Origin of the sequence: Micrococcus sp. HG099 (genome assembly GCF_024723355.1) — a bacterium.
GTDB classification, from domain to species: domain Bacteria; phylum Actinomycetota; class Actinomycetes; order Actinomycetales; family Micrococcaceae; genus Micrococcus; species Micrococcus endophyticus.
The window spans coordinates 19,549-45,947 of record NZ_JANQCJ010000004.1 but is presented as its reverse complement, the minus strand read 5'-3'; the positions used below and the strand labels follow the sequence as shown (position 1 = coordinate 45,947).

Annotated in this window: 27 protein-coding genes and 1 pseudogene; 5 read left to right on the top strand and 23 right to left on the bottom strand. The window is 71.8% G+C overall.

Going from position 1 to position 26,399, the window contains the following annotated elements:
• Positions 1 to 622: YbfB/YjiJ family MFS transporter (locus tag NWP10_RS01005; RefSeq protein ID WP_258299568.1), on the top strand; the 622-nt coding region annotated here is incomplete at its 5' end.
• A 39-nt stretch (positions 623 to 661) separates the two neighbouring features.
• Here NWP10_RS01005 and NWP10_RS01000 read toward each other — a convergent pair.
• From NWP10_RS01000 to NWP10_RS00970, 7 genes are all read right to left on the bottom strand, one after another.
• Positions 662 to 1,171 carry an SRPBCC family protein gene (locus NWP10_RS01000; RefSeq protein ID WP_258299567.1) on the bottom strand — a complete coding sequence of 170 codons (510 nt, stop codon included), beginning with the start codon at positions 1,169 to 1,171 and terminating at the stop codon, positions 662 to 664.
• Positions 1,172 to 1,188: 17 nt separating this feature from the next.
• Positions 1,189 to 1,485 (bottom strand): hypothetical protein, encoded by a 297-nt coding sequence (locus tag NWP10_RS00995; protein ID WP_258299566.1) that lies wholly within the window; start codon positions 1,483 to 1,485, stop codon positions 1,189 to 1,191.
• A 247-nt stretch (positions 1,486 to 1,732) separates the two neighbouring features.
• Positions 1,733 to 2,722, bottom strand: coding sequence for a phosphotransferase enzyme family protein (locus NWP10_RS00990; RefSeq protein ID WP_258299565.1), 990 nt, complete (start codon positions 2,720 to 2,722; stop codon positions 1,733 to 1,735).
• 58 nt (positions 2,723 to 2,780) lie between these two features.
• Positions 2,781 to 3,308: a hypothetical protein gene (locus tag NWP10_RS00985; protein WP_258299564.1), complete on the bottom strand. Its 528-nt coding sequence runs from the start codon at positions 3,306 to 3,308 to the stop codon at positions 2,781 to 2,783.
• A gap of 141 nt (positions 3,309 to 3,449) precedes the next feature.
• Positions 3,450 to 5,006 carry a sodium:alanine symporter family protein gene (locus tag NWP10_RS00980; protein WP_258299563.1) on the bottom strand — a complete coding sequence of 519 codons (1,557 nt, stop codon included), beginning with the start codon at positions 5,004 to 5,006 and terminating at the stop codon, positions 3,450 to 3,452.
• Positions 5,007 to 5,337: 331 nt separating this feature from the next.
• Entirely contained in the window at positions 5,338 to 6,555 is a 1,218-nt protein-coding gene (locus NWP10_RS00975; RefSeq protein ID WP_258299562.1) for a Fic family protein, read from the bottom strand.
• A gap of 74 nt (positions 6,556 to 6,629) precedes the next feature.
• Entirely contained in the window at positions 6,630 to 7,691 is a 1,062-nt protein-coding gene (locus NWP10_RS00970; protein ID WP_258299561.1) for a zinc-binding dehydrogenase, read from the bottom strand.
• A 198-nt stretch (positions 7,692 to 7,889) separates the two neighbouring features.
• Here NWP10_RS00970 and NWP10_RS00965 point away from each other — a divergent pair, with 198 nt between their 5' ends.
• Positions 7,890 to 9,392, top strand: coding sequence for a long-chain fatty acid--CoA ligase (locus tag NWP10_RS00965; RefSeq protein WP_017488475.1), 1,503 nt, complete (start codon positions 7,890 to 7,892; stop codon positions 9,390 to 9,392).
• 132 nt (positions 9,393 to 9,524) lie between these two features.
• On the opposite strand, the gene NWP10_RS00960 is transcribed toward NWP10_RS00965, so the two are convergent.
• The 7 genes from NWP10_RS00960 to NWP10_RS00930 all read right to left on the bottom strand — a co-directional run bounded on the left by NWP10_RS00960 (position 9,525) and on the right by NWP10_RS00930 (position 14,510).
• Positions 9,525 to 9,812 carry a hypothetical protein gene (locus tag NWP10_RS00960; protein WP_017488477.1) on the bottom strand — a complete coding sequence of 96 codons (288 nt, stop codon included), beginning with the start codon at positions 9,810 to 9,812 and terminating at the stop codon, positions 9,525 to 9,527.
• A gap of 30 nt (positions 9,813 to 9,842) precedes the next feature.
• Entirely contained in the window at positions 9,843 to 10,730 is an 888-nt protein-coding gene (locus NWP10_RS00955) for a polysaccharide deacetylase (protein WP_258299560.1), read from the bottom strand.
• 30 nt (positions 10,731 to 10,760) lie between these two features.
• Positions 10,761 to 11,735 carry an asparaginase gene (locus tag NWP10_RS00950; RefSeq protein ID WP_258299559.1) on the bottom strand — a complete coding sequence of 325 codons (975 nt, stop codon included), beginning with the start codon at positions 11,733 to 11,735 and terminating at the stop codon, positions 10,761 to 10,763.
• A 90-nt stretch (positions 11,736 to 11,825) separates the two neighbouring features.
• Positions 11,826 to 12,578 carry a metal-dependent hydrolase gene (locus tag NWP10_RS00945; RefSeq protein ID WP_258299558.1) on the bottom strand — a complete coding sequence of 251 codons (753 nt, stop codon included), beginning with the start codon at positions 12,576 to 12,578 and terminating at the stop codon, positions 11,826 to 11,828.
• Positions 12,579 to 12,709: 131 nt separating this feature from the next.
• Positions 12,710 to 13,444 (bottom strand): LrgB family protein, encoded by a 735-nt coding sequence (locus tag NWP10_RS00940; protein WP_258299557.1) that lies wholly within the window; start codon positions 13,442 to 13,444, stop codon positions 12,710 to 12,712.
• On the bottom strand, positions 13,444 to 13,803 hold the full coding sequence (locus NWP10_RS00935) for a CidA/LrgA family protein (RefSeq protein WP_258299556.1): 360 nt from the start codon (positions 13,801 to 13,803) through the stop codon (positions 13,444 to 13,446). The genes NWP10_RS00940 and NWP10_RS00935 overlap by 1 nt, the downstream gene beginning before the upstream one ends.
• Positions 13,800 to 14,510 carry a GntR family transcriptional regulator gene (locus tag NWP10_RS00930; RefSeq protein WP_258299554.1) on the bottom strand — a complete coding sequence of 237 codons (711 nt, stop codon included), beginning with the start codon at positions 14,508 to 14,510 and terminating at the stop codon, positions 13,800 to 13,802. Before NWP10_RS00930 ends, NWP10_RS00935 begins: the two co-directional genes overlap by 4 nt.
• Before the next feature lie 105 nt (positions 14,511 to 14,615).
• Between NWP10_RS00930 and NWP10_RS00925 the strand changes: the two genes are divergently transcribed.
• Complete coding sequence (locus tag NWP10_RS00925; RefSeq protein ID WP_258299553.1) at positions 14,616 to 14,798, top strand: hypothetical protein; 183 nt, start codon at positions 14,616 to 14,618, stop codon at positions 14,796 to 14,798.
• On the opposite strand, the gene NWP10_RS00920 is transcribed toward NWP10_RS00925, so the two are convergent.
• From NWP10_RS00920 to NWP10_RS00885, 8 genes are all read right to left on the bottom strand, one after another.
• A complete protein-coding gene (locus tag NWP10_RS00920) occupies positions 14,780 to 15,787 on the bottom strand; it encodes a GIY-YIG nuclease family protein (protein WP_258299552.1) in 1,008 nt (335 codons plus the stop codon). The genes NWP10_RS00925 and NWP10_RS00920 overlap by 19 nt on opposite strands.
• A 354-nt stretch (positions 15,788 to 16,141) precedes the next feature.
• Complete coding sequence (locus NWP10_RS00915) at positions 16,142 to 16,744, bottom strand: helix-turn-helix domain-containing protein (RefSeq protein ID WP_258299551.1); 603 nt, start codon at positions 16,742 to 16,744, stop codon at positions 16,142 to 16,144.
• A 286-nt stretch (positions 16,745 to 17,030) separates the two neighbouring features.
• Positions 17,031 to 17,234, bottom strand: coding sequence for a hypothetical protein (locus NWP10_RS00910; RefSeq protein WP_017488487.1), 204 nt, complete (start codon positions 17,232 to 17,234; stop codon positions 17,031 to 17,033).
• A 286-nt stretch (positions 17,235 to 17,520) separates the two neighbouring features.
• Positions 17,521 to 18,387, bottom strand: a complete 867-nt coding sequence (locus NWP10_RS00905; protein ID WP_375162455.1) for a hypothetical protein — start codon at positions 18,385 to 18,387, stop codon at positions 17,521 to 17,523.
• A gap of 43 nt (positions 18,388 to 18,430) precedes the next feature.
• Positions 18,431 to 19,027, bottom strand: coding sequence for a DinB family protein (locus NWP10_RS00900; protein ID WP_258299549.1), 597 nt, complete (start codon positions 19,025 to 19,027; stop codon positions 18,431 to 18,433).
• A 23-nt stretch (positions 19,028 to 19,050) separates the two neighbouring features.
• Positions 19,051 to 19,857, bottom strand: a complete 807-nt coding sequence (locus tag NWP10_RS00895; RefSeq protein WP_258299548.1) for an alpha/beta fold hydrolase — start codon at positions 19,855 to 19,857, stop codon at positions 19,051 to 19,053.
• A 5-nt stretch (positions 19,858 to 19,862) separates the two neighbouring features.
• On the bottom strand, positions 19,863 to 23,087 hold the full coding sequence (locus NWP10_RS00890) for a DEAD/DEAH box helicase (RefSeq protein ID WP_258299547.1): 3,225 nt from the start codon (positions 23,085 to 23,087) through the stop codon (positions 19,863 to 19,865).
• 181 nt (positions 23,088 to 23,268) lie between these two features.
• Entirely contained in the window at positions 23,269 to 24,120 is an 852-nt protein-coding gene (locus NWP10_RS00885) for a GIY-YIG nuclease family protein (RefSeq protein ID WP_258299546.1), read from the bottom strand.
• Between the two features lie 95 nt (positions 24,121 to 24,215).
• On the opposite strand from NWP10_RS00885, the gene NWP10_RS00880 reads away from it, so the two are divergent.
• Positions 24,216 to 24,860 carry a DUF6308 family protein gene (locus tag NWP10_RS00880; RefSeq protein ID WP_258299545.1) on the top strand — a complete coding sequence of 215 codons (645 nt, stop codon included), beginning with the start codon at positions 24,216 to 24,218 and terminating at the stop codon, positions 24,858 to 24,860.
• A gap of 23 nt (positions 24,861 to 24,883) precedes the next feature.
• Here the strand turns inward: NWP10_RS00880 and NWP10_RS00875 are convergent.
• Positions 24,884 to 25,748: pseudogene (locus NWP10_RS00875) on the bottom strand (IS5 family transposase).
• 91 nt (positions 25,749 to 25,839) lie between these two features.
• Here NWP10_RS00875 and NWP10_RS12470 point away from each other — a divergent pair.
• A complete protein-coding gene (locus NWP10_RS12470) occupies positions 25,840 to 26,385 on the top strand; it encodes a HEPN domain-containing protein (RefSeq protein WP_375162456.1) in 546 nt (181 codons plus the stop codon).
• Positions 26,386 to 26,399 lie beyond the last annotated feature (14 nt).

The following is a 26,399-nucleotide window of genomic DNA, read 5'->3' as shown; positions in this document are numbered from 1 at the left end:
GGTGCCGGCGCCGGCCCCGCGGGCCGCGGGCAGCCGGGCGCCCGTGCGCGGGATGGTGCCGCTGCTGGTGGGCTACACGCTGTTCGGGATGGGCTACATCGCGTACATGACGTTCATCGTGGCGCTGCTGCGGGGCGACGGCGCGACCGACCAGAAGGTGGCCGTGTTCTGGGTGGTGCTCGGCCTGGCGGCGGTGGCCGGCGGCTTCGCGTGGGCGCCCGTGGTGGAGCGCCTGCAGGGCGGGCGGGCACCGGCCCTGCTCATGGTGGTCGTGGCGCTCGGCGCGGGGCTGCCGCTGCTGTGGGCCGGGCCGGTGCCGGCGCTGGCCTCGGCGTTGCTGTTCGGGGGGACGTTCCTCGCGCTCGTCGGGTCCGTGACGCACGCGGCGCAGCGGGTGCTGCCGGCGGCGCAGGTGGCGGACGGGATCGGGCTGCTCACCACGGTGTTCGCGCTCGGACAGTCCGTGGGGCCGGTTCTCTCCGGCGTGCTCGCGGACTCCGCCGACGGCGTCCGCGCCGGCATCGCGCTGTCCGTGGCGATCGTGGTCCTCGGCGCGGTGGCGTTCCTGCCCCAGCGGCGGGTCCTGCCCGGGGCGGCGACGACGGCGGGCGGGGCGGCCTAGCGGCACCGGCCTGCCGAGCGGCCCGGGGAGGTCACCCGGTCAGAGCGTGGCCTCGTAGGCGGCGCGGTGGCGCTCCCAGCGCTCGAACCAGTCGCCCTCCTCGGCCGGCGTGCCCTCGAGGTGCGCGGCGAGGTCCCGCAGATAGACCTCCCAGCCGGCGGCGTGGCCCACGTCCTCGCCGTGGGTCAGGCCGCTGTGGACGAGGATGAGGCGGGTGCCGCCGTCGACGGCGCGGAGCGTGACCTGCACGGTGCTGGGCGCCGGCTCGTCCTCGGCGCACTGCCACGTCAGGCGCAGGCCGCGGCCGCGCTCGCACTGCTCGATGCGGCCCCAGGAGGCGGAGCCTGGCTCGTCGTCGTCCTCCTCGAAGGCGATGCGGTAGTCGCCGCCCTCGCGCAGGTCCCCGGTGACGGGCGCGAACCAGGCGGCGAGCCGCTCGGGGTCTGTGAGCTCGGACCAGAGGTCGGCGGGGGCGACGGGGAGGATGCGGCGCAGCTCCACCGTGCCGTGGTCGTCGGATCGGTACAGGAGTCCCATCAGGTCGGCCATGGGGCCAGTGCACCACGTCACGTCGCCGACGGGAAGCCTGCTGGGCGCGTCGCGAGGGGGTGCGCGGACCTCGCCTCGCGCACCGGCGCCTCAGTCCCGCGCCGCCCGCGCCGCCTCGGCGGCCCACTCCCCCACGAGCGGCCCGTGAGGATCAGGGCGGGCGCCTCGACGCGCGGGCCGGCCTCCTCCGGCACCGGGTCCAGGACGTAGCGGGCCGAGGGGCGCTCGACCGCGTCCTCGTCCACCGCGCGGATCCCGGGCAGCGCGTGGTCCCGGAACCGCTCCCACGTCTCCGGGACGAGCCGCGGGGACATCTCGGGGAACGGCTCGGCGTCGTCCGGGTCGAGGGTGGCGAGGAAGGTGCGGACGTGCGGTGCGGAGGTGCGGCGCGGACGCGCGGTGCGGCCGGCACGCGGTGCGGGGCGAGTGCCGATCCGGGAACTGCAATCGAAATTCGCCGCATTTCGATTGCAGTCCGCCCGAGAGGCACCCGCCCCGGCTCACAGCGGGCGCCCCGAGGCGGCCGCCGCGGCCTCCCCCGGGCGCCCCGTCACCGGCCCCTCACTCCCCCGGCAGCCGGTAGCGCTCCACCGGCATGGTCGCTAGGTCCCGCAGGTACCCGCCCTGGCGGGGCTGGGCGTAGGCGTCGTCGTCGTTGTCCTCGAGGGCCCACGTGCCCTCCTCCCACAGCATGTGGTCGAGGGCGGCGGGCCACAGCGCGCGCTCGCGGTCCGTGAGGGTCACGTGCCGGGCGTAGGCGGCGTGAAAGGCCTCCCACTCGGCGGCCGTCATCATGCGCCCGGGGGCGGAGTCGGAGTCGTTGTGCAGGAGCACCACGGCCATGGCCAGGTCGAACAGACGCGGCTCCCAGCCGCCGTTGTCCGGGTCCACGATCACCGGCCCGTCCTCGGTGATCACCACGTTCGCGGACTTGTAGTCGCTCGTCACGCCGGCCCGCGGCAGCTCCCCGGCCTCCTCCGCCGCGCGCAGCGCCGGGAACGAGACCGTCCACCACCGCTCCACGAGCCCCCGCACGGCCTCCAGCGCCGCGGCGCCGGCCTCCTCCCCGAGCACACGGGGGAACTTGTCGGCGAGGGAGGCCAGGTCCGCGTCGGCGTCGTCGCGCCCGGACTCGGGCCACGCGTACGACCGCAGCGCGTCCCGCACCTCCGGCTCGAGGGGCGTGGCGTGGAGGCGGCCCAGGAGGTCGCCGAGCGCGGCGACGTCCCGCTCCGCGTCGTAGGGTCGCCCCGCCACGAACGGGTACACCGCGTACCAGTGCTCCCCCACCTGCCGCGGATTCGGCCCGTCCAGGTCCACGGGCGCCACCACCGGGAAGCCCCCGGCCGCGAGCGCGCGCGTCCACCCGGCCATCCCCGCGGCCCGCTCGGCGGTGCGGCCCGTCAGCTTCACGACGACGTCCACCGGCTCCGCATGACCGCGCGGCACCACGCGGGCCCGGTGCACGAGCGACCACCACGAGAGCGACTCGGGGTGGACGTCCACCAGCCCGAAGGCGGCGGTCAGCTCGGGCAGCAGGTCGTCGGACATGCAGGCGAGCGTAGCGTGACGCGCGCCACGCCGCGGCCCGCCGTCGTCGCCCCCCGGCTCACCAGAGCAGCCGGTCCCCGCGCAGCTGCGCCTGGAGGCCGTCGATGCGACCGAGCACCGCGACCTGCAGCAGGGCCGGCCACGCGTGGACCACGAGCCCCAGGAGCACCGCCAGCAGGCCCCAGCCCGGGTGGCCGACGACGGCCAGCGCGAGCGCGGCGATCCCGTGCAGCCCCACGGAGGCGGCGTGGCTGACGAGGGAGCCGACGGCGGCGGTGCGGATGCGCCGCAGGTCCGCCCGGCCGGTGATGCGGCGGCGGATGGCGGCGTTCCACCCGGCGGCGCCCAGCTGGCGGGAGAGCCAGTCGGTGCGGACCCGGCGGGCGAGCTCGTGCCAGCGCCGGTCCCGCCGCCACGGCCGGTCCACGAGGTGCCGGGTCGGCTCCCCGTAGAACGGGCCGAAGCCGAGGGTGCCGGCCGTGAGCACGCCGACGAACAGCCCCGGGGCCGTGGGCGCCATCAGCGCGAAGGCGGACATCAGGGCGGCGACGGTGAGGGCCAGACCGGCGAGCGAGCGGGGAGTCATCACCGCGGACGCTAGCGCACGGCGCGCCGGCCGCCGCGGCACACGACGGCGGGCGACGCGCGGCGGGCCCATCGGCCCCGGCCCGGACGCCCCGGGTCGGGGTCCGGATCATCCGGACCCCGACTCAGCCCGGGCCGCCGCTCAGCCCTGGCCGCGCTCCCCGTGCGAGCGCACCACGGAGATGGCGCGGGTGTCCGGGGCGGTGTCCGCCACGTGGTCCAGGGCCGCGGTGACGTCCCCGGTGCGCTCGTACTCGTCGTGGATCTGCTCCCACAGGCGGGCGTTGCGGACGCCGATCGCCGCCGGGTCCAGGACGGGGTCCTGGCCGGCGCGGCGCTGGCGGTCATAGTCCTTGAGCAGGCGGATGGCCACCGGGCTCAGCAGGATGAGGGCGAGGATGTTCACCCACGTGTACAGGCCGACGCCGAAGTCCGCGAACGACCACACGAGCGCCGAGGTCTGCACGGCGCCGAACACCATGGAGCCGGCCAGCAGCACGCGGGCGATCGCGATGGCGATGCGCTGCGCCTTCTTGTTCGGGATCAGGTACGCGAGGTTCGTCTCCGCGTAGAACGCGAAGGACAGCAGCGTGGTGAAGGCGAACAGGAACACGGCCACCGCCACGAAGGACGGGCCGAAGGCGGGCAGGGCGTCGTCGATGGCGTTCTGCACCCACGCCGGGCCCTCCTCGACGCCGGGCAGGTGCTCCGCGAGGTACGTCTTCTCGTCCGGGCCGAGGACGTTGAAGCTGTTGGTGGAGAGGATCATCAGGCCGGTCATGGTGCACACGAACAGGGTGTCCACGTAGGCGGAGAACGCCTGGGCCAGGCCCTGCTTGACCGGGTGGGAGACGTGGGCGGCCGCGGAGGCCTGGGCGCCGGAGCCGGTGCCGATCTCCGTGGAGTACACGGCGCGGCGCACGCCCCAGGAGATGGCGGCGCCGAGCATGCCGCCGTAGACGGAGTCCGCGGCGAACGCGCTGGAGAAGATCAGGCCGAACATGGCGGGAAGCTGCTGCCACATCATGGCGACGACGATCAGGCCCACCACGATGTACGCGGCGGCCATGAACGGCACCACGAGGCCGACCGTCCGGCCCAGGCGGTGCATGCCGCCGAAGACGATCACGCAGAACAGGACGGCCATGGCGATGCCGACCCACATGGGGTCCCAGCCCCACGCCTCGCTGGTGGCTGCGGTGACGGCGTTGGCCTGGATCTGCGGGCCGGTGATCACGGTGGCGAACACGGTGGCCGCGGCGTACGCGACGGCCAGCCAGCGCCAGTTCCGGCCGAGCCCCTCGAGGATGTAGTACGCGGGACCGCCGCGGTACTCGCCGCGGACCTTGTGCTTGTAGAGCTGCGCGAGCGAGCTCTCCGCGAGCGCCACGGGGGCGCCGACGATCGCCGTCACCCACATCCAGAACAGGGCGCCCGGGCCGCCCAGGAAGATGGCGGCGGCGACGCCGGCGATGTTGCCGACGCCGATGCGACCGCCCAGCGCCATGGCGAACGCCTGGAAGGAGCTGATGCCCGCGGACGAGGACCCGCCCTTGATCAGCTGGCCGATCATGTCCGGGATGCGCCGCAGCTGCGGCGCCCCCATGCGTATCGTGAAGTACAGGCCGAGGGCCAGGAGGCCGAAGACCATGGGCAGAGACCACATGATCGCGTTGGCGCCGGCGAGGAACTGCTCCATGGGGACTCCCCGGTCGGGTGCAGGGTCCTGTGAGCTTACCCACATCCGGGGCGATGACGTGGGATGTTCGGCCCGGGCCGCCCGGACCGGCCCCTCATGACCGGCCCAGCGCCGCGACGACGGCCGAGCGCCGGTCGAGCCGCACCTCCTGGACGCGGAGGCGTCGGGCCCGCACCCGACGCCCGACGGTCAGATCCATGGTCGGAGCGTAGGCGAAGCGGACCGAGAAGGCGCATGCCGGCTTGCCTGGTCGCGAAGTGCAATCGAAAATCCCCGCATTTCGATTGCATCCGCCCCGCGAGGCGTCGGCCCCGCCCCACCGGCTCACGGTTCACCCCCGTCTCCCCGCCCGCGCCGCGAACTCGTCCAGCGCGGCGAGCACCTCCGTGGCCAGCCACACCCGATTGCGGCGTTGGGCGTTCACCGGCTGCAGGGCTCCCGCGGCCACGAGCTGGTCCACCGCGCGCTGCGCGGCCGGCCGGGAGACGGCCAGCGCTCCCGCCACGTGCTCGACCGTCACGGCCGGCTGCGCGATGACCACCCCGAGCGCCCGCCAGGCCGCGGCGTCCCGACGTGCCGTGAGCCGCTCCGTCCAGCCCGCGAGCGCGGCCTCGAGGTCCGCCACGAGCTTCCGCCCGTTCTCGGCCGCGGCAAGCGCGGCGTGCGCGAACTGCCGGACGACCGGGGCGACGTCGCCGTCCCGGTACGCGGTGAGCGCGTCGACGTAGCCCCGCGTGTCCACGAGCAGCCCGGCCGAGAGGGGGACGGTCATCCGCGAGATGGCGCCGGCCCGATGGAGCACCGCGTGGACCAGCACCCGCCCGGTGCGCCCATTGCCGTCCACGAACGGGTGGATGGTCTCGAACTGCGCGTGGGCCACGGCGGCCTGGACCAGGACCGGGACGTCGTCCCGGTGCAGATAGGCGAAGAGGTCCGCCATCGCGGCGGGGATCCGGTCCGGGTGCGCCGGCACGAACTGCGCGGTGTGGGGCGTCGGCGCATGACCGCCGATCCACCCCTGCACGTCGCGATAGCGCCCCGGGGCGGCGTGGTCCTGGCCGTCCATCAGGGCGCGGTGCGCCTCGAGCAGGGCGGCCTCGCCGAGGTCCCGCGCCAGCCCCGTGGCGGCGCGCATGGCGGCGACGTTGGCCGCCACGAGGCGGGCGTTCGGTCGCGTCGCCTCCCCGAGTGTGGCGAGGGCGAGGGCCTTCGCACCCGCCGTGATGTGCTCGATCTGCGACGACGACGCCGACTCGGTGCGCAGCAGCACCGCGTCGAGGGGCGCGATGTCGCCGTGGAGGGCGGGAAGGGCGCGGGTGATGTCCGCGTCGAACCGGACGACGGCGGCCACCGCCTCCTCGGCCAGGCTCGCCGTCGCCTGGTCCAGGGCGGGGGAGAACTCGGCGATGCGCGCGGGGACCGCGGCGCGATACGGCCCTGCGGCCCGGACACGCGCACGCCGGGTGAGGGGGCCGGCGTCGTCCGGATCCGCCCGCCAGGGGCGTTCCTCCCATGTGACGGCGGTCGAGCTCGCTGATTCGTTGCCCATGGGGAGATCTTACGCAACGATCTGGGATCATCGTTGCGCAAGCGTGGATCCAGCGAATCGATCCGGCGGCGGCCTCAGACCTCCAGCAGCACCTTGATCTCGCGGCGCTCGTCCATGGCCCGGTACGCCTCGGCGGCGTCGTCGAGCGGCATGCGCGCGGTGAACACGCGGCCGGGCTGGATCTCGCCGGACTGGATGCGCTCGATCATCTCCGGCAGGAAGCGGCGCACGGGGGCCGGGCCGCCCTCGAGGTGGATCTCGAGACCGAAGAGCCTCGAGCCGTCGATGGTCTGGTCGTGGGAGACGCCCACGAAGCCCACATGCCCGCCCGGGCGCACCGAGGCCAGTGCCTGGTCCATCGACTCCTGCGTGCCCACGGCCTCGCACACGCCGTGCGCGCCGTAGCCGTTCGTGAGCTCCTTGACCTTCGCGGCACCCTCCTCGCCGCGCTCGGCGATGATGACGTCCGCCCCGAACTCCCGGGCCAGGGCGGCGCGGTCCTCGTGGCGGGAGAACGCGATGACCTGCTCCGCGCCCAGCGTCTTGGCGGCGAGCACCGCGCACAGGCCCACGGCACCGTCCCCGACCACGGCGATGGTCTTGCCGGGGCCGGCGTTCGCGGCGACGGCGGCGTACCAGCCCGTGCCGAGCACATCCGAGGCGGCGAGGTAGTCGGCCAGGCGGTCCGGGTCCGCGGGCTCGCCGCCGGGCACCTTCACGAGGGAGCCGTCGGCGAGCTCGACGCGCATGTACTGCGCCTGGCTGCCCGTGTACTCGCCGGCGTTGACGCAGCGGGACTGGTAGCCGGCCTGGCAGATCTCGCACGTGTTGTCCGAGAGCATGAAGGACCCGATCACGAAGTCGCCGACCTCGAGGGTGGCGACGTCCTCGCCCTTCTCCACGATCGTGCCGACGTACTCGTGGCCCATGCGCCGGTGGTCGACGTCGTTGTGGCCGCGGTAGGGCCACAGGTCCGAGCCGCACACGCACGCGGCGGCCAGCTTCAGGACCACGTCCGTGGGCTTCGCGACGCGCGGGGTGTCCACCTCCTCGACGACGACGTCGCCCGGCGCGCGCATGATCACGGCCTTCATCGTCTCGGGGATGGCACGGGTGGCGGGGGTCTGTGCGGTCATGGTCTGTCCTCCGGTCTGGCCCGGCGGTCCGGGCGGTGTGCGGGGACCAGTCTTGCGCCCCTGGGCCGTGGAGACGACACATTGGCGACGCAGGCGGGGCCGGGGGATGACCGCGCGCCACTCGGCTCACAGCGAACGAGCGACGGCGGGCGTTACGCTGTGGCTCCCATCACATCCGACTCCCCTCGGAGGCCCGTCGTGACCCTCACCCTGCCCGCCCGTCTCGAGCGCACCGCCGCCGAGCACCCGCACTCCACCGCCCTGATCCTCGGCGAGAACCGCATGACGTACGCGGAGCTCCAGGACCTGTCCCAGCGCCTGGCCGGGCTCATGCGGCAGGAGGGCATCGGCCCCGGGGACCGCGTGGCGCTCATGGTGCCGAACATCCCCGCGTTCCCGGTGGTGTTCTTCGCGGCCCTGCAGCTGGGCGCCGTCGTCGTCCCGATGAACCCGCTGTTCAAGCGCCGCGAGATCGAGTACTACCTGGAGGACTCGGGCGCGTCGATGCTGTGGTCCGTGCCGTCCGAGGAAGCCGTGGAGGGCGCCCGCGAGCGCGGTGTGCCGCTGCGCACCCTCGGCGAGGACGGCCTCGCCCCGCACCTCGCGGAGAGCCCCGGCCCGGTGACCGAGACCGTCGAGCGGGACCTCGAGGACGACGCCGTCATCCTCTACACCTCCGGCACCACCGGCCGCCCCAAGGGGGCCCAGCTGACCCACCGGAACATCGGGGCGAACGCGGACACCGTGGTGGACACGCTGATCCACCTGCGCGCCGGCGAGACCGTGCTGGGCTGCCTGCCGCTGTTCCACGTGTTCGGCCTGACCTGCGCGCTGGTGACGTCCGTGACCGTGGGCGCCACGCTCGCGCTGATCCCCCGCTTCGACGCCGCCGAGGCCGTGCGCACCATCCGGGAGCGGAGCGTCGAGCTGTTCATCGGCGTGCCCACCATGTACGGGGCGCTGCTGGCCGCGGCCAAGGACCATCCGGAGGACCTGGCCAGCCTGCGCCTGGGCGTCTCCGGTGGATCCGCCCTGCCCGTGGAGCTGCTGCGCCGCTTCGAGGCCACCTTCGACTGCGAGATCCTCGAGGGCTACGGGCTCTCCGAGACCTCCCCCGCGGCCTGCTTCAACCATCCGGGTCAGGAGCACCAGCCGGGCTCGATCGGACGCGCCGTCCGCGGGTGCGAACTGCAGCTGGTGGCGCCGGACGGGGCCGTCGTGCCCGAGGGCGACGAGGAGACCCTGGGCGAGGTGTGGATCCGCGGGGAGAACGTGATGAAGGGCTACTGGGGCAAGCCGGAGGCCACCGCCCAGGCCATCACCGAGGACGGCTGGTTCCGCTCGGGTGACCTCGCCCGGCGCGATGCCGCGGGCAACTACTACATCGTGGACCGCACGAAGGACATGATCCTGCGCGGCGGGCTCAACGTGTATCCGCGCGAGATCGAGGAGGTGCTCTACGAGCACCCGGCCGTCGCGGAGGCCGCCGTGGTGGGGGTGCCCCACCCGGAGCTGGGCCAGGAGGTCGCCGCGCACGTGGTGCTCGCCCCCGGCGCGCACGCCACGGAGGAGGAGCTGATCCAGCACGTGAAGTCCCAGGTGGCCCCCTACAAGTACCCGCGCACCGTGACCGTGCGGGACGGGCTGCCCAAGACCGCCACGGGCAAGATCCTCAAGCGGGAACTGACGCCGGCGGAGTGAGCTTGGGATGCCCGCCCGGGCCCGCGTGTGGGCCGAGGTGCTCGCGGAGGCGTGAGGGGGCGGCGATGGATTCGGGATGACCCGTCGATCCCGACATGACCTGACGGCAGACCCCAGGTCGTGTCGCGGCCGTCAGTCCGACCTGCGTCGGGCGCGGGCCACCATCCCCGCCGTCACAGCCGCGACCACCTCCCGTGGCGGCTCGGCCCCGACCCAGTCCCCCGCGGCGCCGCCCTCGAGGCTGGCGATCAACCCCTCGACATCGGCGTGGTGCTCACCGCGCCCCGAGCGGCGGACCAGCGTCCAGGCGTCCCCCTCGAGCGTGAGTCGACACCCCGGGGCGAGCTCGCCGCGCAGCCGCGCCAGGGCCCGCCGCTTGAGGCCGTGCTCGTTGAGGAGCGCCGTCGTCGGGGACGCCACCCCGCGTCCGCACGCCCCGCACATCCGCGCTCAGCCGCGCTCGCGCGGGAACCGGCGGGCGAAGTCCGCGGCCACGTCCTTCATGAACCCGAACTCCACGCCGTCGTGCCCCTGGATGTGGTCGAACAGCCGCTCCAGCATGAGCAGGTTCTGCGGGCGGCCCGACACGTCCGGGTGGATCGTGATCGGGAAGACCGCGTAGTCCATCTCGCGGTGCACCCAGTCGAACTGGTCCTTCCACAGCTGCTCGATGTCCCGCGGGGAGACGAAGCCGTGGCTGTTGGGGCTGGACTTGATGAACATCATGGGAGGCAGGTCGTCCAGGTACCAGGACGCCGGGATCTCGATCAGGTCGGTCTCCTCGCCCCGGACGAGCGGCTTCATCCACTCGTGCGCCGACGCGGCCTCGTAGTCGATCTTCGTCCAGCTGTCCCCCACGCGCACGTAGTACGGGGTGTGGTCGTCGTGCATGAGCGAGTGGTCGTAGAGGAAGCCCCGCTCGAGCAGGATCTCGTTGGTCACCTTGGAGAACTCCCACCACGGCGCCACGTAGCCCACGGGCTTGGTGCCCGAGCGGCGCTCGATCAGGTCCGTGCAGTAGTCCAGGATCTCGGTCTCCTGCTGCCGGGTCATGGCAATGGGGTTCTCGTGCGAGTACCCGTGCACGCCGATCTCGTGACCGGCGGCGACGACGGCGTCGAACTGCTCCGGGAACGTCTCGATCGAGTGCCCCGGCCAGAACCAGGAGACCGGCAGCTCGCGCCGCTGGAAGAGCTGCAGCAGACGCGGCACACCCACCTCACCGGCGAACATGCCGCGGGAGATGTCCCCGGGGGAGTCCTCGCCGCCATAGGAGCCGAGCCAGCCGCCGACCGCGTCCACATCGATGCCGACGCTCACGTAGATCTTCTTCGCCATGGGGGTTCCTCCTCGGAATCGTGGGTGGAGTCAGCGCAGCCGGGTGAACCGCGCCGCAAACTCGTGGGGATCCGGCCGATGCGCCAGCAGGGCGGCGGCCAGGATGCGGGCCTGGAACGGGGTCAGCTCGCCGGCCGCCACGGCGCCGGCAGCCAGGATGTCCGCGCCGCCGCCGCGGCCGTAGACGCCGAGGACGGGGCCGGCCAGGGTGCGGGTGGCCAGTACGACGGGCACCCCTCGCGCAACGACGTCGGCCACCGCCTCCGCGTGTCCGGGCCCGGCGTTGCCCAGGCCAGTGCCGGCCAGCACGATGCCGTGGGCGCCGCGATCGACGGCGGACGGCAGGGCCGCGGGGTCCGCGCCCGGGTACGCGGTGATCAGGTCGACGCGGACGCCGTCCAGCCCGGAGTCCGGGAGGTCGAGGGTGCCGGGTCGATGCGGGCGAGCGTGCAGGCGGAACTCATCCCCGTGCGTCGTGCCCACGAGCGTGCCGCCGGTGAACGGCTGGCTGACCATCGTGTGCCCCTTGCGGGTGCCCCGCGCCGAGAGCAGCACACCGTCGAAGGCGACGAGGGCGCCGAGTCCGCGAGCGTTCGGGTGAGCGGCGGCGAGGACGGCCTGGCGGAGGTTGCGGGGTCCGTCGGTGTCCGGGTGGTCGGCGGCGCGCTGGGCGCCCGTGAAGACGACGGGGGTGTCCGTGCCGTTCAGCAGGTCCGCGAGGAACGCGGTCTCCTCCATGGTGTCGGTGCCGTGTGTGACGACGACGCCGTCGATGCCGGGTTCTTCCGCGCGCTCGCGTGAGACGCGGGCGATCGTGGCCAGCTCCGGCAGTCCGAGCCGGTAGCTGCCGACCGTCATCACATCCTCGCTGGTGACCTCGACGTCAGCGGTCGCGTCCATGCCCTCGAGCAGGACCTCAGCGGAGTCCCCGGCCGTCGCCCCGGACCCCTCGCCAGAGCGCGAGGCGATCGTGCCGCCGGTGGCAAGGACGTGGACGCGGGTCATCGGGAGGCTCCTGCGGTCATGGCCCGACCTTGTCAGCGGTGGGAGGGGACGGTCAATGGCGGGGCGGTTCCGGGGCGACGGATCCGCTCCCTACAGCAGCGCGGCCACCGCGCGGCCCGCGGGAGGGACCAGCTGCACCGTGCGCACCACGGTGAACGCGGTGACCACGGAGACGAACAGCCACTCCCGCCAGGACCCGGTCCGGCCGAGCAGGGGGAGCCGGAACCGTCCGGAGGACTGCCACCACCACAGGCGAGTGGGGGGCTCTGGGCTGAGCGGCCAGAGCAGGGCCACCCCGTTGTTGGTGAGGGCGTCGCCGAGGATGTGCACGCTCACGCCGACGGCCACGGAGGCGGGGATCCACCACAGCCCGTCGCTGAGGACGGTCGCCGACACCGCGACCAGGATGCCGAGTGCCCACGCGGCCCTCCATCCCCGGTTCGGGAGCAGTCGGAGGGCCTTGGCGGCCACGGCCGCCAGGAACGCGGCGATGACCCCCTGCCCCGGCGTGTAGACGTGCCCCGCGATCGGCACCTGGATGGAGGCGGCCGCCGCCGCGATGGCGGTGAACGCCGCGATCCCCACCAGCGAGTGTGTGCCGCGCCGATGCCCGCCGGCCACGTGGCGGATGCCGCGGCTCATCCACTCGGTCAGGGGCGGCAGGGCGTGGACGACGGTGGCGCGGGGGTGGTCCCAGTCGCTGATCATGGCCGCGCCGGCGGTGGTCACGGCGCCGAGCAGCTGGAGTTCGGCGGGCAGGTGCAGCACGGCGATCGGCGACTGCCAGTGCGTGAGCGCCAGCCAGGCCGCGGCGCCGGTGGCCGCGTGGGACGGGCCCATCATGGGTGGGGTCCTCTCGTTCGCAGGACCGGGCCGCGTCACCGCGCCTGCGCGGGCCGGCGGGCGGCCCGCGGGGAAGGAAGAGGATCAGGGTGGCAGGCGGGGCGGACACGGTAAGGCGGCCGCCCGGCCCCTCACCCCGTCATCGCCAGCACCAGCGGGGCCAGCAGGGCGGTGAGCACACCGGAGCAGGCCATGGCGAGGGCGGAGAACGCACCGGTCTTCGGGCCTTCGGCGAGGGCGCGGGCGGTGCCGATGCCGTGGGAGCTCACGCCGATGGCCAGGCCGCGCACGCGGGGGTCGCGCACGCGCAGCCGGTCGAGCAGCCAGGGGGCGAAGACGGCGCCGAGCACGCCGGTGAGCACGGGGAGCACGGCGGCGAGGGAGACGATCCCGCCGCCGGCGTCGGCCACCGCCATGGCGATCGGCGTCGTCGCGGACTTGGGGGCGAACGTGGCGGCCAGCGCGGCGTCCCCGCCCATCACCCGCACGATCAGCACGGCGCTCACCATGGCGGTCAGCGAGCCGACGGTGACCCCGACGGCGATCGGCAGCAGCAGCTTCCGGATGTCCGGGCCGGCCCGGTACAGGGGGACGGCGAGGGCCACGGTGGCGGGACCGAGCAGGAAGGTGAGGTAGCTGCCGCCGATCATGTAGGTCTCGTAGTCGATGCCGGTCAGGGCCAGGAACGCCGCCACCAGCACGATCGTCACGAGCACGGGCGTGAGCAGGGCGGTCTGCCGGGCGGCGAGCCACAGGCGGCGGGAGAGCACGGCGACGGCGAGGGTCAGCGCGATGCCGAACAGCGGTGTGTGCAGGAGCCCGTCCCAGGCCTCGGCGAGGGAGTCGGTGAGTTCGGCGGCGTTCACTATGCGTCCTCCTTGTCCGTGAGGCGGCGGGCGAGCGGGGCGGCGACGCCGGCGGTGACCACCAGCCCCAGCAGCCAGGGCACCACGAAGCCGACCAGCATCAGCGCCCGGTGTTCCCCGATGAGGCCCAGCACCGCGACGACGCCGACGCCCGCCGGGACGAACAGCAGCGGCAGGTGCTGGAGCAGGTGATGGCTCGCCGTCATCACCGCCGCGTCCTCGGCCGGCCGGCGCCACGCGAGCAGGCCGAGCAGCAGGAGCATGCCCAGCACGGCCCCGGGGATCGGCAGGTGCAGGGTGTCGGCCACGAGCGTGCCCGCCAGCTGGCAGAGCAGCAGGATCAGCAGGCCCTCGATCATCGGGGTTCACCCGCCTCGGACGAGCCCACCGGGGGCAGGCCGGGGACGACGACGCCGGTCCCCGCGGCGTCGAGGTGCGCCTGCAGGGCGCGCTGGGCGTCTGCGGCGCGCCCGGAGGCCAGCTGCGCACAGATCTCGGCGTGCCCATCGAGGAGGCGGCGGGCGGCGTCGACGGATCCGCCGGTGGCGGCGTGGATGAGGCGGGCCAGGCGGGGGGCGAAGGTGCGCACGACCTCGTCGAAGGCGGCGTTGCCGCACGTGGCGATCACGTCCCGGTGGAAGCGCACGTCCAGCGCGGAGAACGCAGCGAGGTCGCCGGCGTCCAGGGCGGCGCGCTGCTGCTCCAGGTTGGCGGTGAGCGTGGCGACGAGGGGCCCGACGGCGTCGGGCCGCGCGGCGACCGTGGCGAGGGCGGTGGACTCGAGGAGGCCGCGCAGGGCCGTGAGGTCGGCCACGCTCTGCGGCGTGAGGGCCTGCACGGCCGCGCCCTTCTTGGGGAGGAGCCGCACCAGGCCCCAGCGCTCGAGCTGGAGGAGGGCCTCCCGGGCCGGCGTACGGGAGATGCCGGCCTCCGAGGAGAGCTGAACCTCGGTGAGCACCTCCCCCGCGGCGATCTCACCGCGGACGATGCGCCAGGCGACGTCGTGGGCCAGGCGGCCGGCAGCCGTGGCACGACTGCCCCATAAGGGGTCGGAGAGTGGAGTCATGCGGGCAAGAATAATCAGATGCATGCATGGATGTATGCATTGCGCCGGACTCGGAAGAGGTCCGGGTGGGGAGGGGCCCATGATGCCGGCGCCCACCCTCGCCCCATGACCGTCGCCATCACCCGTCTCGACCCCGTCGGCGCGGACCGCGCGGAGCTCATTGCGCTGCCCACCGGCAGCGCGTGGCCCTTCCCTATGAGCCCCCACGTCACCCAGCCGGTGGCGAAGGAGGCCATCGAGGACGGCGGCAGGTACCCCCCTATGCTGGGTCACCAGCTCCCGATGTAGTCCTCCGGGCCGAGGAGACCCTGGGTGTCCGCCCAGGCTCCCCAGCGGTCGAGGAGGAGGGGGATGGCCTGGTCCTCCCACCAGGGCAGGTGGACGAGGCCCTGACTCATGCCTCCGCGGTTGAACCGCTCCACGTTGACCTTGCCCTCCTCGTAAGGCTCGGCCCCCTCGAGGGAGCGTTCGAGCGCATCGTGCAGGAGCCGGCCGAGTTCATACTCACTGGTGGGCATGGGGGTGTCGTCGAGCCGTTCAGCGAGCTCCTCCCAGAGACCGACGCTTCCCCGCAGCCCGTACTGGCGGGGGCGGCGGCGGAACAAGTCGCCGACGGTCGCGCGCGCCGACGAATCGGCCCCCACCGCATCCACACCACGCTTCGCCCGCTCCGCCATGGCCGTGCGGGCCTTCCGGATGCGCTGGCGGAGCAGCTGTGCGTCGGGGGTGGTGCCGCCGTAGGTGAGGTTCAACGGCGGGGTGTGCGTGTCGATCACAGGCTTCTCAATGCCCCCGAGCGGTGCCATTTCCGCGAACCCGGCGGGCGCCTGCCACACACAGATGGCGAGGTGACGCCGCATCCAGGTGGTCAGCTGCTCGCCGCTCTCCGGGGTGAGGGTGAATCGTCCCGCGGAGGCGACGGCGACCGGCTCCAGGTCCAGCCGATCCACCAGGAGTGCGGCCAGGGTGCGGCGCAGAGTGGAGTGCGCGGTGCCGCCGTCCGCGAAATGCTTGCGTTCCAGGCGGGCCCGCAGGCTGCCCTCGGCCTTGCCGATGTAAAGCACGCCGCCTCGACTGACAGACGTGTCCAATCGCAGCTCGGCCCACACTGCGTCAGGATCCTGCGCGACGACCGCGTACAGCCCGGTCGAATCCGGCACGACCTCGCCGCCACGCCCACCGATGACCACACCGCCGCCCTCAACGCGCGCGAGCAGCTGGGGACCGTTCTGCAGAGCATGGGAAGCGGCCGCGATGAGCCCCGCCTTGGTGATCATGCCAATGTCCTCTCTTCGGCCGGGACATCCACCCCGACTGCGCCTCGAGCCTACGGAGGGTCCTGGACACGGTAGGCACCCTGGCGATAGATCGCTGACCCCTCACCGCGCCAGGATCCACCGGCCCTCGGGACACTCCGCCCTCGTTCCGCCGGAACAGGGTGAGGTGCCACAGCCCGGGGACCGTGCGAGACGGGTCGATCAGCTCGTGCGCACCGGCCTCCTCCAGGCGTCGGCGAGGTCGATGCCGAGGATCGCAAGTGCGGCGGCGTCACGCAGGTCCACGATCCGTTCGGCCTGCACATCCAGGACCGAGGCAGCGACCGGAGGAGCAGTTCGCCAGCCCCGGCCTGGTCAGAGGGGCCGGCTCGTTCGACGGAACCGGTCCGCCCCGACGGTGAACATGCGGCCCTCGACGGGTTCCGGCAGCTCCTTGCCCTCGACGGCCTTGGGCGTGACGCGAGCGAGCACGTGGCGGTTCTTCTCCTCCACCAGGTAGTAGGCGTCCCGGTTGCTGAGGCTGTCGCTGAGACCGAAGAGGCCGTAGGGGGTGTCGAAGGCGAGCATCAGCCCCCACTCGAGGAACTCCTGCACCCGGTTATTGGACCGCATCCGCGCGAGGGGGTAGATGACCGCGTCAGGGAACCCCTCGCGCACGGCCCGGTGACTCTTCGCGCCCAGGGGTCGGCCGGCCGGCTTGTACGGCTCGAGGGAGGCGACGTCCACAGGATGCCGTAGCACGGCGGGCGTCGCGTCGTCTCCGGTGCCGTCCAGCAGATGGTCCACGCTGACACCGAACAGGGCCGCCATCGCCCGCAGGTTGTCCACGTCCGGGATGCCGCGTCCCGCCTCCCACTTCGTCACTGCCTGCCGGGAGACGTGCAGCCGGTCCGCGAGCGCGGCCTGGGAGAGCCCGTTGCGGGTGCGGAGCTCCTTGATGCGTTGGGTGAGTGCCATGAACCTGTCCTTTCCTGGAGGAGACGGTCAAAGTCTGCACCGGGTCATCCACCCAGGGATATGCGGCGGGACGGAAGGGGGCGCTACCTGCCGGAGCACACCGGCTACGGTGCGTTGCCCCCGCTCTGACATGGGCGTTTACGGGGGGTGGGGGTGACGGGACCACTGGACTGACCTCACTCCCCTCTACACTCCCAGCCGCCTCCGGGCACGCGCATTCTTGACGGTGAGCCGCTGGGCGGTGGCCACGTCGAGACGGGCGAGCCGCTCTGGGTCCGTGGTGTCGTCAATGGCGTCGCGCAGCAGCGAGCGTGCGCTCGACGACGGTCACCCGGATCAACCCCTCGACACGCATCCGCGGGTCGGCGATCAGGCGCTCAGCGCACTCGTTCATCTCGACCCCGGCCACGCGCAGGCGGGCGAGGAGGTCGGCGGGGTCCTCCGGCGCGAGGTCGAGCGTGAGGGAGTCTCCGGAGACCAAGCGGGTCATGAATCCATCGTGCCGGGGGAACCGGCTGTAAGCCGGGTTCTGTACGGGTCAGGTGCGGGATTCCCCCGCAAACGGAGAGAGGAGCTGCCTCAGACACTCGGCCAGTGCCTCCGCCACTGAGCCGCACCTCCAGTGAGGAGCCGGAGCCCGCCGTGCCCCGGGAACAGGCCCAACCGTCGATGAGAACCGCCGCCGACAGCCCATGGCCAGGCCACGCGTCAGCCAGTGCCGCGTCGAGCATGCGACACGCCCACCTCTGCCGGCCGACACTCCGGAGGGCGAGGTTTCACGCCTCGTCGGGCGCCCGGTCCTCCGCATCGGCGATGACATCCTCCAGAGCCTGCAGGTGGGGTTCGGCGTCGTCCCCGGCGCCCAGGTCGGCCAGCGCGAGGCGGAGGGCCTCGAGCAGCTCGCCGGCCTCCGGGTCCGCGGGGGCGAAACTCCAGCTCTCCCGCCAGGGCTCCTGGGTGGCGTCCTGCTGCTGGAGGAAGATGAGCCGCTCGACGTCGTCGGCCGGGATCTTGAGTTCCTCACCCCACGCCTGCATGGTCTCCACATACGTGGCGTACTTGCGGGGATAGGTCCAGCCGCCGCCGATCCGGACGTCGACGTCCTTCACATGCTCGGCGAACCAGGCGCGCACCACGGAGTCGAGGATGGGGGCGATGTCGGACTCCCGGTGGGCCTTGGTGAGGAAGTAGAGGTACTTGGTGCCGAAGGCCGCGCCGAGGTGCTTGAGGCAGCCGGCCCCGCTCTTGCGCTGCTGCCGGATGTGCTCGAAGGCCGCGGACCCGCCCTGCTCGAGGGTGATGCGGGTGACGTCGGCGAGCTGATCCTCGAACCCGGGCTGCGTCATGATGCGCTCCACCCGGGAGGGGCCGTAACCGACCCGTCCGTACCCCCACACCATCGCGGCGATGAAGGCGTCCCGCTGCACGGCGCGGTCCTCAGCGGTCACCTTCGCGGCGTAGCCGGTGACGACGGCGCGGGTCAGCGGCTCGCGCTCGAGGCAGGCGGGCAGGTCGGGCACGTGGGCCCTCCAGTGGTCGAAGGACCAGCGCGTGGGCTCGTCGGCGGGCCTGCCTGCGGCAGCCCACGCGTCGAATGAGCGCTGGAGGGCAGGGGGTACGGCGGCAGCGGGAGTACTCGTCATGGCCACACCGTAGGCCAAGAACCGGCATGGGAGGCATGTGCCTTCAGTTCCGGCCCGGCCCGCCGCTCCCCTCCGCGATGGCGGCCAGGCGGTCCACGTGGGCGGCCCAGCGGTCGGCGTCCCACGGGGGCAGGTTGTTCCCCGGGGAGCGCAGACCGGCCTGCCCGTCGATCTGCTCCCGCAGGATGTCCGCGTGGCCGGCGTGCCGGGCCTCGTCCAGGGCAACGTGCGCGATGATCTGCGCGAGCGTGACCTCCGCCTTGTCGTCGGGCCACCACGCCACCCGCCCGGGGGCGTCGGCGCCGAGGGCCGTGATGGTCGCGTCCGCGTGGGCGAAGCAGCGGCGGGCGAACTCGAGGACCTCCTCGAGGGACTCACCCTCGGCGGCGAACATGTCCAGGTTGTCCTCCTCCGGCTGCCCCGCCGCCGCCCAGGGCAGCTGCACCTCGGCGGGGCGGCCGAACGTCTCGCCGAAGTACTCCAGCTCGATGACGGCGGCGTGCTTGACCAGTCCCAGCAGGTTGGTGCCGGTGGGAGTGCGCGGCAGGCGGGCGTCGCGCTCGCTGAGGCCCTCGAGCTTCTGCAGGAGGGCCGCACGCTGGCGGCGCAGCCCGTCGTGCAGGATCTGCTTGTGGCCCATGGGGTGATCCTGCCGCAGATCGATCAGGCCGCGAACCCCCGCACGAGCTCGGCCACCCGCTCCGGCGCGTCCAGGTGCACGTCGTGCCCCGCGCCGGGCACCTGCACGTGCCGCACCTCCGGGCGCCGCCGCCGCATCTCGTCCAGCTCCCCCGCGGGCACGTACCCGTCCTCCCCGGTGATCAGCAGCGTGGGCGCGGCGATCCGTACCCATTCCTCCCACCGGGCCCGCTCGTGGAGGAGCCGCAGGGCGGCCTCCAGCACGTCGACGTCGAAGCGCGACACCCAGCCCGCGTCCGTTTCCTCGAGCCCCTCGGCCCACACCCGGGCGGCAGGTCCGCCGCCGAGGTGGGCGACGGCGTCGTCCGCGGTGGCGAAGGGGACGGGCCAAGCACGGAACCAGTCGATGACACCGGCAGTGGCCTCGGGCCCCTCCCCGCCGACGCCGCCCTCGATCAGCACGAGCCGCGCCACACGCGCCGGATGGGCGGCCGCGGTGAGCAGGGCGGTGTGCGCGCCCATGGACTGGCCCACCAGGGTGAACGTCTCCAGCCCCAGCGCGTCGGCCACGGCGACGACGTCGCCCACGTGGGTCTCGCGGCTCAGGTCCGCAGGGCGCCGGGTGCTGGCGCCGTGGCCGCGCTGGTCGAATGCGACGACCCGGCAGGTCCCGGCCAGGCGCTCGGCGACCTGCGCCCACTCCCCCGCGTACCCGGCCAGGCCATGCAGGAGGAGGAGCGCGGGCCCGGTGCCGCCGGAATCGAAGACATGCAGGCGGGTGCCGTCCTCCCTGGTGACGGGGCCCGCGGACCTACGGCCCAGACCTGACATGCGATTCACCCCTCCGCCTCATATGCGGCACGCCGCTCCGGTGCTGTCGGCAGCGCTTCGGCCATCTGTCGGAAGAAATTGTGCTGAGACCACGCCCCCCGGTCACCGATCACGTAGAGACGTCGTTTCGCCCTGCTCACGGCCACGTTGACCAGATTGACGCGACTCGAGGCCCAACTGCGCGCGCCGGGCTTGTCGGGGGCCCCACCCAGGACGAAGAACACCACGTCGGCCTCCCGGCCCTGGGCCGTGTGGATGGTGCCCGCGGTCAGGCCGGGGTAGTCATCACCAAGCCCGCGAAGTGCATCAGCGACCTCACGGAACGGGGAGATCGCAATGATCTCGCCATAGGGGATCCCCTTGGCGGCACACACCTCGATGCCTCTCCTGACACGCTCTATCTGGTTGGGCTGGAGGTGGGTGCCTGGAACCCGCGCCGGAGTGTCCATCCACGCACTCGCGAAGACTGCCGCGTCCCCTATCCTCTGGTACATGTCCTTGTCCGGGCCACCGCGTGTCACCCCGGAGACCATGAGTCCGCCGTAGGCGAGGTCGTTGCTCAAGGTGAACATGGGGGCGTCGCATCGCCGGTGCACCCGAAGCGGCGAGCTCACCCAGACGTCCTCTTCGCCTTGCGGAAGGGTGGTGCCGTACGGGGAGACACGATCGGCGAGTCGCTGCACGGAGGACTGCGGCGCGATCCACGTCCCCGAGACGCCGTGTGCCTTCGCCAGGCTCAGCGAGACGGTCACCGGGATGGTCACGACGGGTTCGAGCTGAAGCGGATCGCCCACCACGACGGCGCGGCTTGCCCGCCAGATCGCACCCGCCGCGCACTGGGGTGGGGCCTGGCCCGCCTCGTCGATGAACAGCCAGCCAATCGACTCCCGTCCCATGCCGGTGAACATCCGCTCGAAGGACGCGAACGTGGTCGAGACCAGCGGTACCAGCAGGAAGAACACCTGCCATGCCGCCCGACGCTTCTCCGGTTCGAGATCCCGCGGTGCTCCACCGGCCATGACTTCCATGGCCGCCTGAAAGGCGGGGCGGAGCTCACTGGCCGCGCCAGCGATGAACAATCGATGCAGGTCGAGCGCGGACAAGAAGAGATCGGCCCTGGCCTCCTCGATCTCCTTATCCAGCCATGGCGTGGTCGTCTCCCGCTTCTCCGGTCCGGTGATCTCGTCGGGATGCCGAGCGCAGAATCGCTCCTTGTCATCCTGGACAGCGGCCTCTAGGTGGGAGAGATCAGCGCGCGTCTGGGCGAGCGTATCTTCGGCCCTGGCCACCTCCTTATCCAGTTCGCCGAGGCGATGTTCCGCCGCCCGCACGTCGTCAGCCAGCGCCGAGCCAGCGGCGCCTGCTGCTCTCCACCCCTCCAGCAAGGGCTGATAGGTCTCACGCCACTCGTGGCCCGCGGCGCCGAAGGTGGCGACGTTCTGCCAGATCCCCGGCTTGGCGTCCCGGTGGAGGTCGAGCGCGTCTCGCGCTTTCCGGGTGTCCGCCTCTGCCTCGGCTGCCTCACGACGCCGTCTCTCGGCGTCGGCATGACAGTCCTCCTGATCCTGGCGCAGGAGGGCGAGGCGCTGTTCGCCCTCACGGATCTTGCACTGTTCCACTTCCCGTCTCGTGGCCCTGCGTGAAGCCGCGTGTCGCGACGCGAGACCGTGGTCCACCCTGTCCAATGCGTGTTGGAACGCCATACGGGCGGCACTCCACTGGGCCTGCGGCTCCGGGGAGGCGGCCCACTCGCGCAGCATGGTGTCAAGGCCCCGAACCTGCTCGCCCTGAGGGCCGGCGGACCCGTCGAAGAACACGGCATCGCGGAAACGCGCACGATTGCCCTTGTTGCCGAGTCGTGCGGCGACCAGTCCCCAGCCCTCCAGGCGCGAGGTGCCCGGCGGCTCCGACGTCGCCCCTTCGTCGCCCAGGGCGTCCTCTTCCCCGCGGCTCCCACCCAAGGCGGCGGTGGCCAGTTCGGCGAAGTAGTCCGCATCCACGTGTCGGCTGTCCGTGATGGCGCTTCGATGTGGAATCTCCTCGGAGATGTTCTCCACGGCCGCGTTGTTCGCCGAGGCCACCACCATCTCGAAGCCGACCACCTCAGGCCGGAGCTCGCGCACCCGTCGTCGCATCCTGCCCTCGCCGGTCCACTCATGGGTGCGTTCGGTGAAGGCGTCGAGTGGGTTCTCAAACGCCGACAATCGGCGTGCTCGTTCGACGACGTTGGACGCCAGGATGTCCCTGAGCATCGTCGTCTTGCCGGTTCCGGGTGGGCCGTTCACACCCATCAGACCTGGACCGCCTGCCAACTCGTTCAGCGCATGGTTGACCGCAAACTGCTGGCTGCGGGCGAGCGCGTGACGAGGATTCGCGGGCCATCGTCCGGGTGGGACGCGGACGGGCTCCACGCCCGCCTCGACGACCTCGGGCCGCGCGACGACATCAATGCGCTGCTGGACGTCGATGTCCCCGTCTGGAGTGAGGTAGGCGTCAAGGGCAGGCCCTACGTCACCCTGCGCGATCGCGTCGCCCACGCGGCGGAGGTCGGAGATGAAGAAGCTGTTGAGGAAGTCGATCTCAGGAGTCGTCTCGCCTGCCGTCGCGGCCACGACCTGACTGGATATGAGGACCTCGTGTTTCGCGAGCGCCTGGACGTCCTGCACGCCGGCCACGCGATGGGCCAGCTGCAGGAGCGCCATGAGCAGCGCCGAGTCCAGCACGGGCTGCACCCCGAAGGCGTCATCGTCCGGCACGCCCGCCGCCCTGTCCACGTCGGCCGTGAAGGCCTCCCCGGCCGCCTCGAAGCCCTTGATCTGCATGCTGGCGAGTGCCCTCGCCTGGCGGATCTGACCGATCCCCCACAGCGCGGAGGAGAGGATGCTTGAGCCCCCGATCAAGCGCCCGTCCTGATCGACGAGCGCTCCTGCAGCCGCGCTCTTCCGCCCGGGCCGTTCGTCGTAGGCGTCGTCGTCAGCGGGGAACATCGCGTGCAGGGTCTCGTATGCGTCCTCCAGTGCGTAGACCCCGAGATAGAGCGTGTGGCGCCATTCACGGGCCACACCCCTCTTCGTGGGGGGCGGCGGGGTGAGCCGCTTCCAGGGCAGCGCGGCGTCGCCGTCCTCAGGCCGCCAGGCCGTCACCCGCCGGCCAAGGGGAGGCGTCGTCCGTGGAGTCGGCTTAGGCAGCGGCTGGGGATCGAAGAGCTCCTGCAGCTGCCAGAAGCGCACGACGTCCTGTTGAGTTCTCCCCCGAGTGTCTCCCATGCCCACATCCTCACATCTCAGGCCCCATGGCGCGCCTTCGAGAGCATGGCCGCTCGGGCGGCTTGCAGATGCCCCGTGTGCTCGTGGGTGGGCATTCCATCCCCCGTCTGACCTTCGCCCTCTCCCCCAGGACAACGAAGTCCGTTCAGTTCCGGTTCAGCCCGAACCGGCGCGTCATCAGAGCGTCCTTGTAGTGCTTCTCGGCGGCGTCGATCTGGGCCTGCGGGGTATTGGAGCCGAACACGCGCAACAGGCTGAACGTGTACCGCTCCGGCTGGTTGGGGTCGAGCTCCAGGGCATCCCGGAGGGCGACGTTCCCGCCATGCCCGTCACGGGCGTAGGCCTCCCACCGTCCGAGCACACCACGCTCGCCGTCGGCCTTGCCGACGTAGCACTGGCCCCCGGACTCGTCGGCGATCAGGTAGATCCCGCGTACGGCCTCCAGGGCGGTGCGCCAGCCTGCGTAGCGGGTCTCGGTCACCATTGACTGCAGGTCCCCGTAGCTGAGCAGCACGTGGTCGAAGCCGGGGAACGCCTCGGTGGTGGGGTCGGCGATCTCGAGGACGGGGAACCGCGCCGCCAGGGGGCCGCGCTTGGCCCAGTTCACGGGGTCTGCGGACCACTCCACCACCAGGCGCTCCTCGAGGGAGGCCAGCAGCGGCACCGGCGCAACGTCGTAGTACCGGTGCCGCTCCGTGCGCTCAGCCACGGCCTCCCCACGGTTCTCGTACACGGCGGTGAGGCGAGAACGACGCCCGCCCTCCCCCATGAAGATCAGCCAGTGGCGGGCTGGCTCCTTCGGGAACTTCCCCACGTGGTGCTGCTCCCGCGTGTAGGCGAGCACGCGCTCCGGCGTAGCCGCCGCCCGCGATGGCAGCCCCGACTCCTTATAGGTGTGACGGATGGCCAGGACGTCGTGCGGGTCGAGACCGGCGGCGGCGAGGACGGCCCCGAGGGAGAGGACGAAGGGCTCGGGGACGGGCTGGGTGGACTCCATGGGACCCCATTCTGCCGAGGACTCCTGATCATCCTTCCGCTGCGATGCGCCCTCAGCCACAATCATCGTGACGCCTTCTATGGGAAGAGGAGGCCATGACCGCACCCCAGCTACACCTGCCCCGCACCGTCGTCTCCGATCAGACTGAGCGTGCCGTCGACCTCCTCGGCCACTACTTCACGTCCGGCAAGTTCATCGGCAGCCAATGGGACGGGTTCGACCCGAGCGGGACGCGCGAAGGGTCCGCGAACATGTTCACCTCCGACGACGTCGCCTCCGCCGCCCTGCTGAACACGCCAGTGCCAGGTCGTGCCGTCGTGCATCTGCTCATCACCCAGAGGGTGCACTTCGCTGGGCTACTGGAGGCCGTCGGCCCGGACCGGGACTTCATCGACGTCGACCCGGAGCCGTCCGGCAAGGACATGGCACCGGTGTACGAACTCTATGAGGCGCTGAAAGCCCTGCCGAAGATCGGCCCGACAATCGCCTCCAAGCTGGTTGCCCGCAAGCGGCCGCGTCTCTTCCCGATCATCGACTCCGACCTGCGCCGGACCGTCTTTTGTGAGACGCGGCAGGACACCCACGTGGGGCGTCAGCTGCTCCATGCGGAGTTCTCGGCTCAAGACAGGACCCTCTGGAAGCGACTCGCGTCCCACCATTCGGCGGCGTCACTGCCCACCGAGGTCTCGGTGCTCCGGGTCTTCGATGTCCTCGCCTGGATGGAGGCCAAGGCGTACTGAGGCCTAGAGCCTGTCCTGCAAGTTCATCGGAGCCAGAGGACGATGGCTGCGATGGTGAGTTCGGCGGCGTAGTAGGCGGCGCGCTTGGCGTACCGGGTGGCTAGGTCGCGGAACTGCTTGAGCCGGGCGAAGGCCCGATCCACGACGTTGCGCCGCTTGTACTCGTCCTAGTCGAAGGCCGGCGGCCGTCCGCCAGCCGAGCCCTTGGCCTGGCGTCGGGCGATCTGGCCGGATCTCTCCGGGCTGGTGAACCGCACCCCGCGGGCCCGCATCGCCTGCCGGGTCGAGGGGTGGGAGTAGGCCTTGTCCGCGATCACCGCCTCCGGCCGGGTGCGGGGCCGGCCCGGCCCGGCACGGCGCACCCGGAGCTGGTCCAGCAGCGGCACCAAGTGGGGGTTGTCTCCGGCCTGGCCGGGGTGCAGAGCACGCTAATCGGCAGGCCTCGTCCGTCGACGGCCAGGTGGATCTTGCTGCTCAGTCCGCCCCGGGACCGGCCCAGGTGTTCTCCGTCCACAGCGATGGCCTCGACCGGGTCAGAGCAGCCCCCTTTTTACGGGCCCCGGCGGCGTGCTGATGAGCCCTCACCACGGTCGAGTCGACCGAGAGGACCCATTCGACCTCGCCGACCGCGTCGTCCTTGACGACTGCCTCGTCCAGGATCTTCTGCCAGGTCCCGTCCACCGTCCAGCGTCGCAGCCGCTCGTGCGCGGTCTTCCACGGCCCGTAGCGTTCGGGCACATCCCGCCACGGGACGCCGGTGCGCAGCTTGAACAGGATCGCGTTGATCACCTGCCGGTGATCACGCCATCGCCGGCCCCCACCATCCGGCGGCAGCAGCGGCGCGATCCGCGCCCAGGCCTTGTCCGTCAGCTCTCCACGACCAACCATCAGCACAGTCAACCCACCTCCGGAGGACGGCCACCGGTGCCACGCCGAGAACTTACAGGACAGGCTCTAGGTCCGACATAGCCAGACGGCCATCCGCGAGCTAGCCTTCCCGCATGGCAAGCTCTGTCGCACTAAGCCGCCTTCAGGCCGAACTTGCAGACCTCGACGATCTCGATGCACTTACGAGATTAAAGACGGGGGGAAGCGGGGCCCCACCCAGGGTATTGAGGTTGCACGTCGGGGGGCAATCATGCTACTTAACTCCCACTTTGAAGCATACCTTGAGGGGGTGTTAGAGGAGGCCCTCAAGTCCATCAACCCGGGATTTGACTCCACTACGCTGGCTCGAGATTTTACAACCCCCAGGCCCGACAAGATTGATAAGCTTCTTCTCTTGTTGGGAATTGACCGAATCTCCCAACAAATCAGCTGGAATAATGCCGGAAATAAGGCCGCCCGAAAAGATATCAACGAACTCCAGAACGCCAGGAATACGATTGCGCACGGCGAGCAGAATGCCAAGGCCACAAAGTCGGACGTAAATCGATTTAGACGTTATGTTGAGGGGTTCTGCTCGGGGGTTGATAAAATCGTCGCTGAACGCGTCACTAACATGACCGGCGTGCGCCCCTGGTAATTCACAATAAGTCA

What these genes read in the sequence shown, in the direction of transcription:
- NWP10_RS00995 (WP_258299566.1), bottom strand. Translation starts at nt 1,485, where the DNA reads ATGTCCCCGCGGCTCGTCCCGGAGACGTGGGAGCGGTTCCGGGACCAC.
- NWP10_RS00910 (WP_017488487.1), bottom strand. Translation starts at nt 17,234, where the DNA reads ATGACCCGCTTGGTCTCCGGAGACTCCCTCACGCTCGACCTCGCGCCG.
- NWP10_RS00930 (WP_258299554.1), bottom strand. Translation starts at nt 14,510, where the DNA reads ATGACTCCACTCTCCGACCCCTTATGGGGCAGTCGTGCCACGGCTGCC.
- NWP10_RS00950 (WP_258299559.1), bottom strand. Translation starts at nt 11,735, where the DNA reads ATGACCCGCGTCCACGTCCTTGCCACCGGCGGCACGATCGCCTCGCGC.
- NWP10_RS00985 (WP_258299564.1), bottom strand. Translation starts at nt 3,308, where the DNA reads ATGACTCCCCGCTCGCTCGCCGGTCTGGCCCTCACCGTCGCCGCCCTG.
- NWP10_RS00980 (WP_258299563.1), bottom strand. Translation starts at nt 5,006, where the DNA reads ATGGAGCAGTTCCTCGCCGGCGCCAACGCGATCATGTGGTCTCTGCCC.
- NWP10_RS00935 (WP_258299556.1), bottom strand. Translation starts at nt 13,803, where the DNA reads ATGATCGAGGGCCTGCTGATCCTGCTGCTCTGCCAGCTGGCGGGCACG.
- NWP10_RS00955 (WP_258299560.1), bottom strand. Translation starts at nt 10,730, where the DNA reads ATGGCGAAGAAGATCTACGTGAGCGTCGGCATCGATGTGGACGCGGTC.
- NWP10_RS00895 (WP_258299548.1), bottom strand. Translation starts at nt 19,857, where the DNA reads ATGTCAGGTCTGGGCCGTAGGTCCGCGGGCCCCGTCACCAGGGAGGAC.
- NWP10_RS01000 (WP_258299567.1), bottom strand. Translation starts at nt 1,171, where the DNA reads ATGGCCGACCTGATGGGACTCCTGTACCGATCCGACGACCACGGCACG.
- NWP10_RS00900 (WP_258299549.1), bottom strand. Translation starts at nt 19,027, where the DNA reads ATGGGCCACAAGCAGATCCTGCACGACGGGCTGCGCCGCCAGCGTGCG.
- NWP10_RS00905 (WP_375162455.1), bottom strand. Translation starts at nt 18,387, where the DNA reads ATGACGAGTACTCCCGCTGCCGCCGTACCCCCTGCCCTCCAGCGCTCA.
- NWP10_RS00990 (WP_258299565.1), bottom strand. Translation starts at nt 2,722, where the DNA reads ATGTCCGACGACCTGCTGCCCGAGCTGACCGCCGCCTTCGGGCTGGTG.
- NWP10_RS00925 (WP_258299553.1), top strand. Translation starts at nt 14,616, where the DNA reads ATGACCGTCGCCATCACCCGTCTCGACCCCGTCGGCGCGGACCGCGCG.
- NWP10_RS00970 (WP_258299561.1), bottom strand. Translation starts at nt 7,691, where the DNA reads ATGACCGCACAGACCCCCGCCACCCGTGCCATCCCCGAGACGATGAAG.
- NWP10_RS00975 (WP_258299562.1), bottom strand. Translation starts at nt 6,555, where the DNA reads ATGGGCAACGAATCAGCGAGCTCGACCGCCGTCACATGGGAGGAACGC.
- NWP10_RS00945 (WP_258299558.1), bottom strand. Translation starts at nt 12,578, where the DNA reads ATGATGGGCCCGTCCCACGCGGCCACCGGCGCCGCGGCCTGGCTGGCG.
- NWP10_RS00885 (WP_258299546.1), bottom strand. Translation starts at nt 24,120, where the DNA reads ATGGAGTCCACCCAGCCCGTCCCCGAGCCCTTCGTCCTCTCCCTCGGG.
- NWP10_RS00915 (WP_258299551.1), bottom strand. Translation starts at nt 16,744, where the DNA reads ATGGCACTCACCCAACGCATCAAGGAGCTCCGCACCCGCAACGGGCTC.
- NWP10_RS00880 (WP_258299545.1), top strand. Translation starts at nt 24,216, where the DNA reads ATGACCGCACCCCAGCTACACCTGCCCCGCACCGTCGTCTCCGATCAG.
- NWP10_RS00920 (WP_258299552.1), bottom strand. Translation starts at nt 15,787, where the DNA reads ATGATCACCAAGGCGGGGCTCATCGCGGCCGCTTCCCATGCTCTGCAG.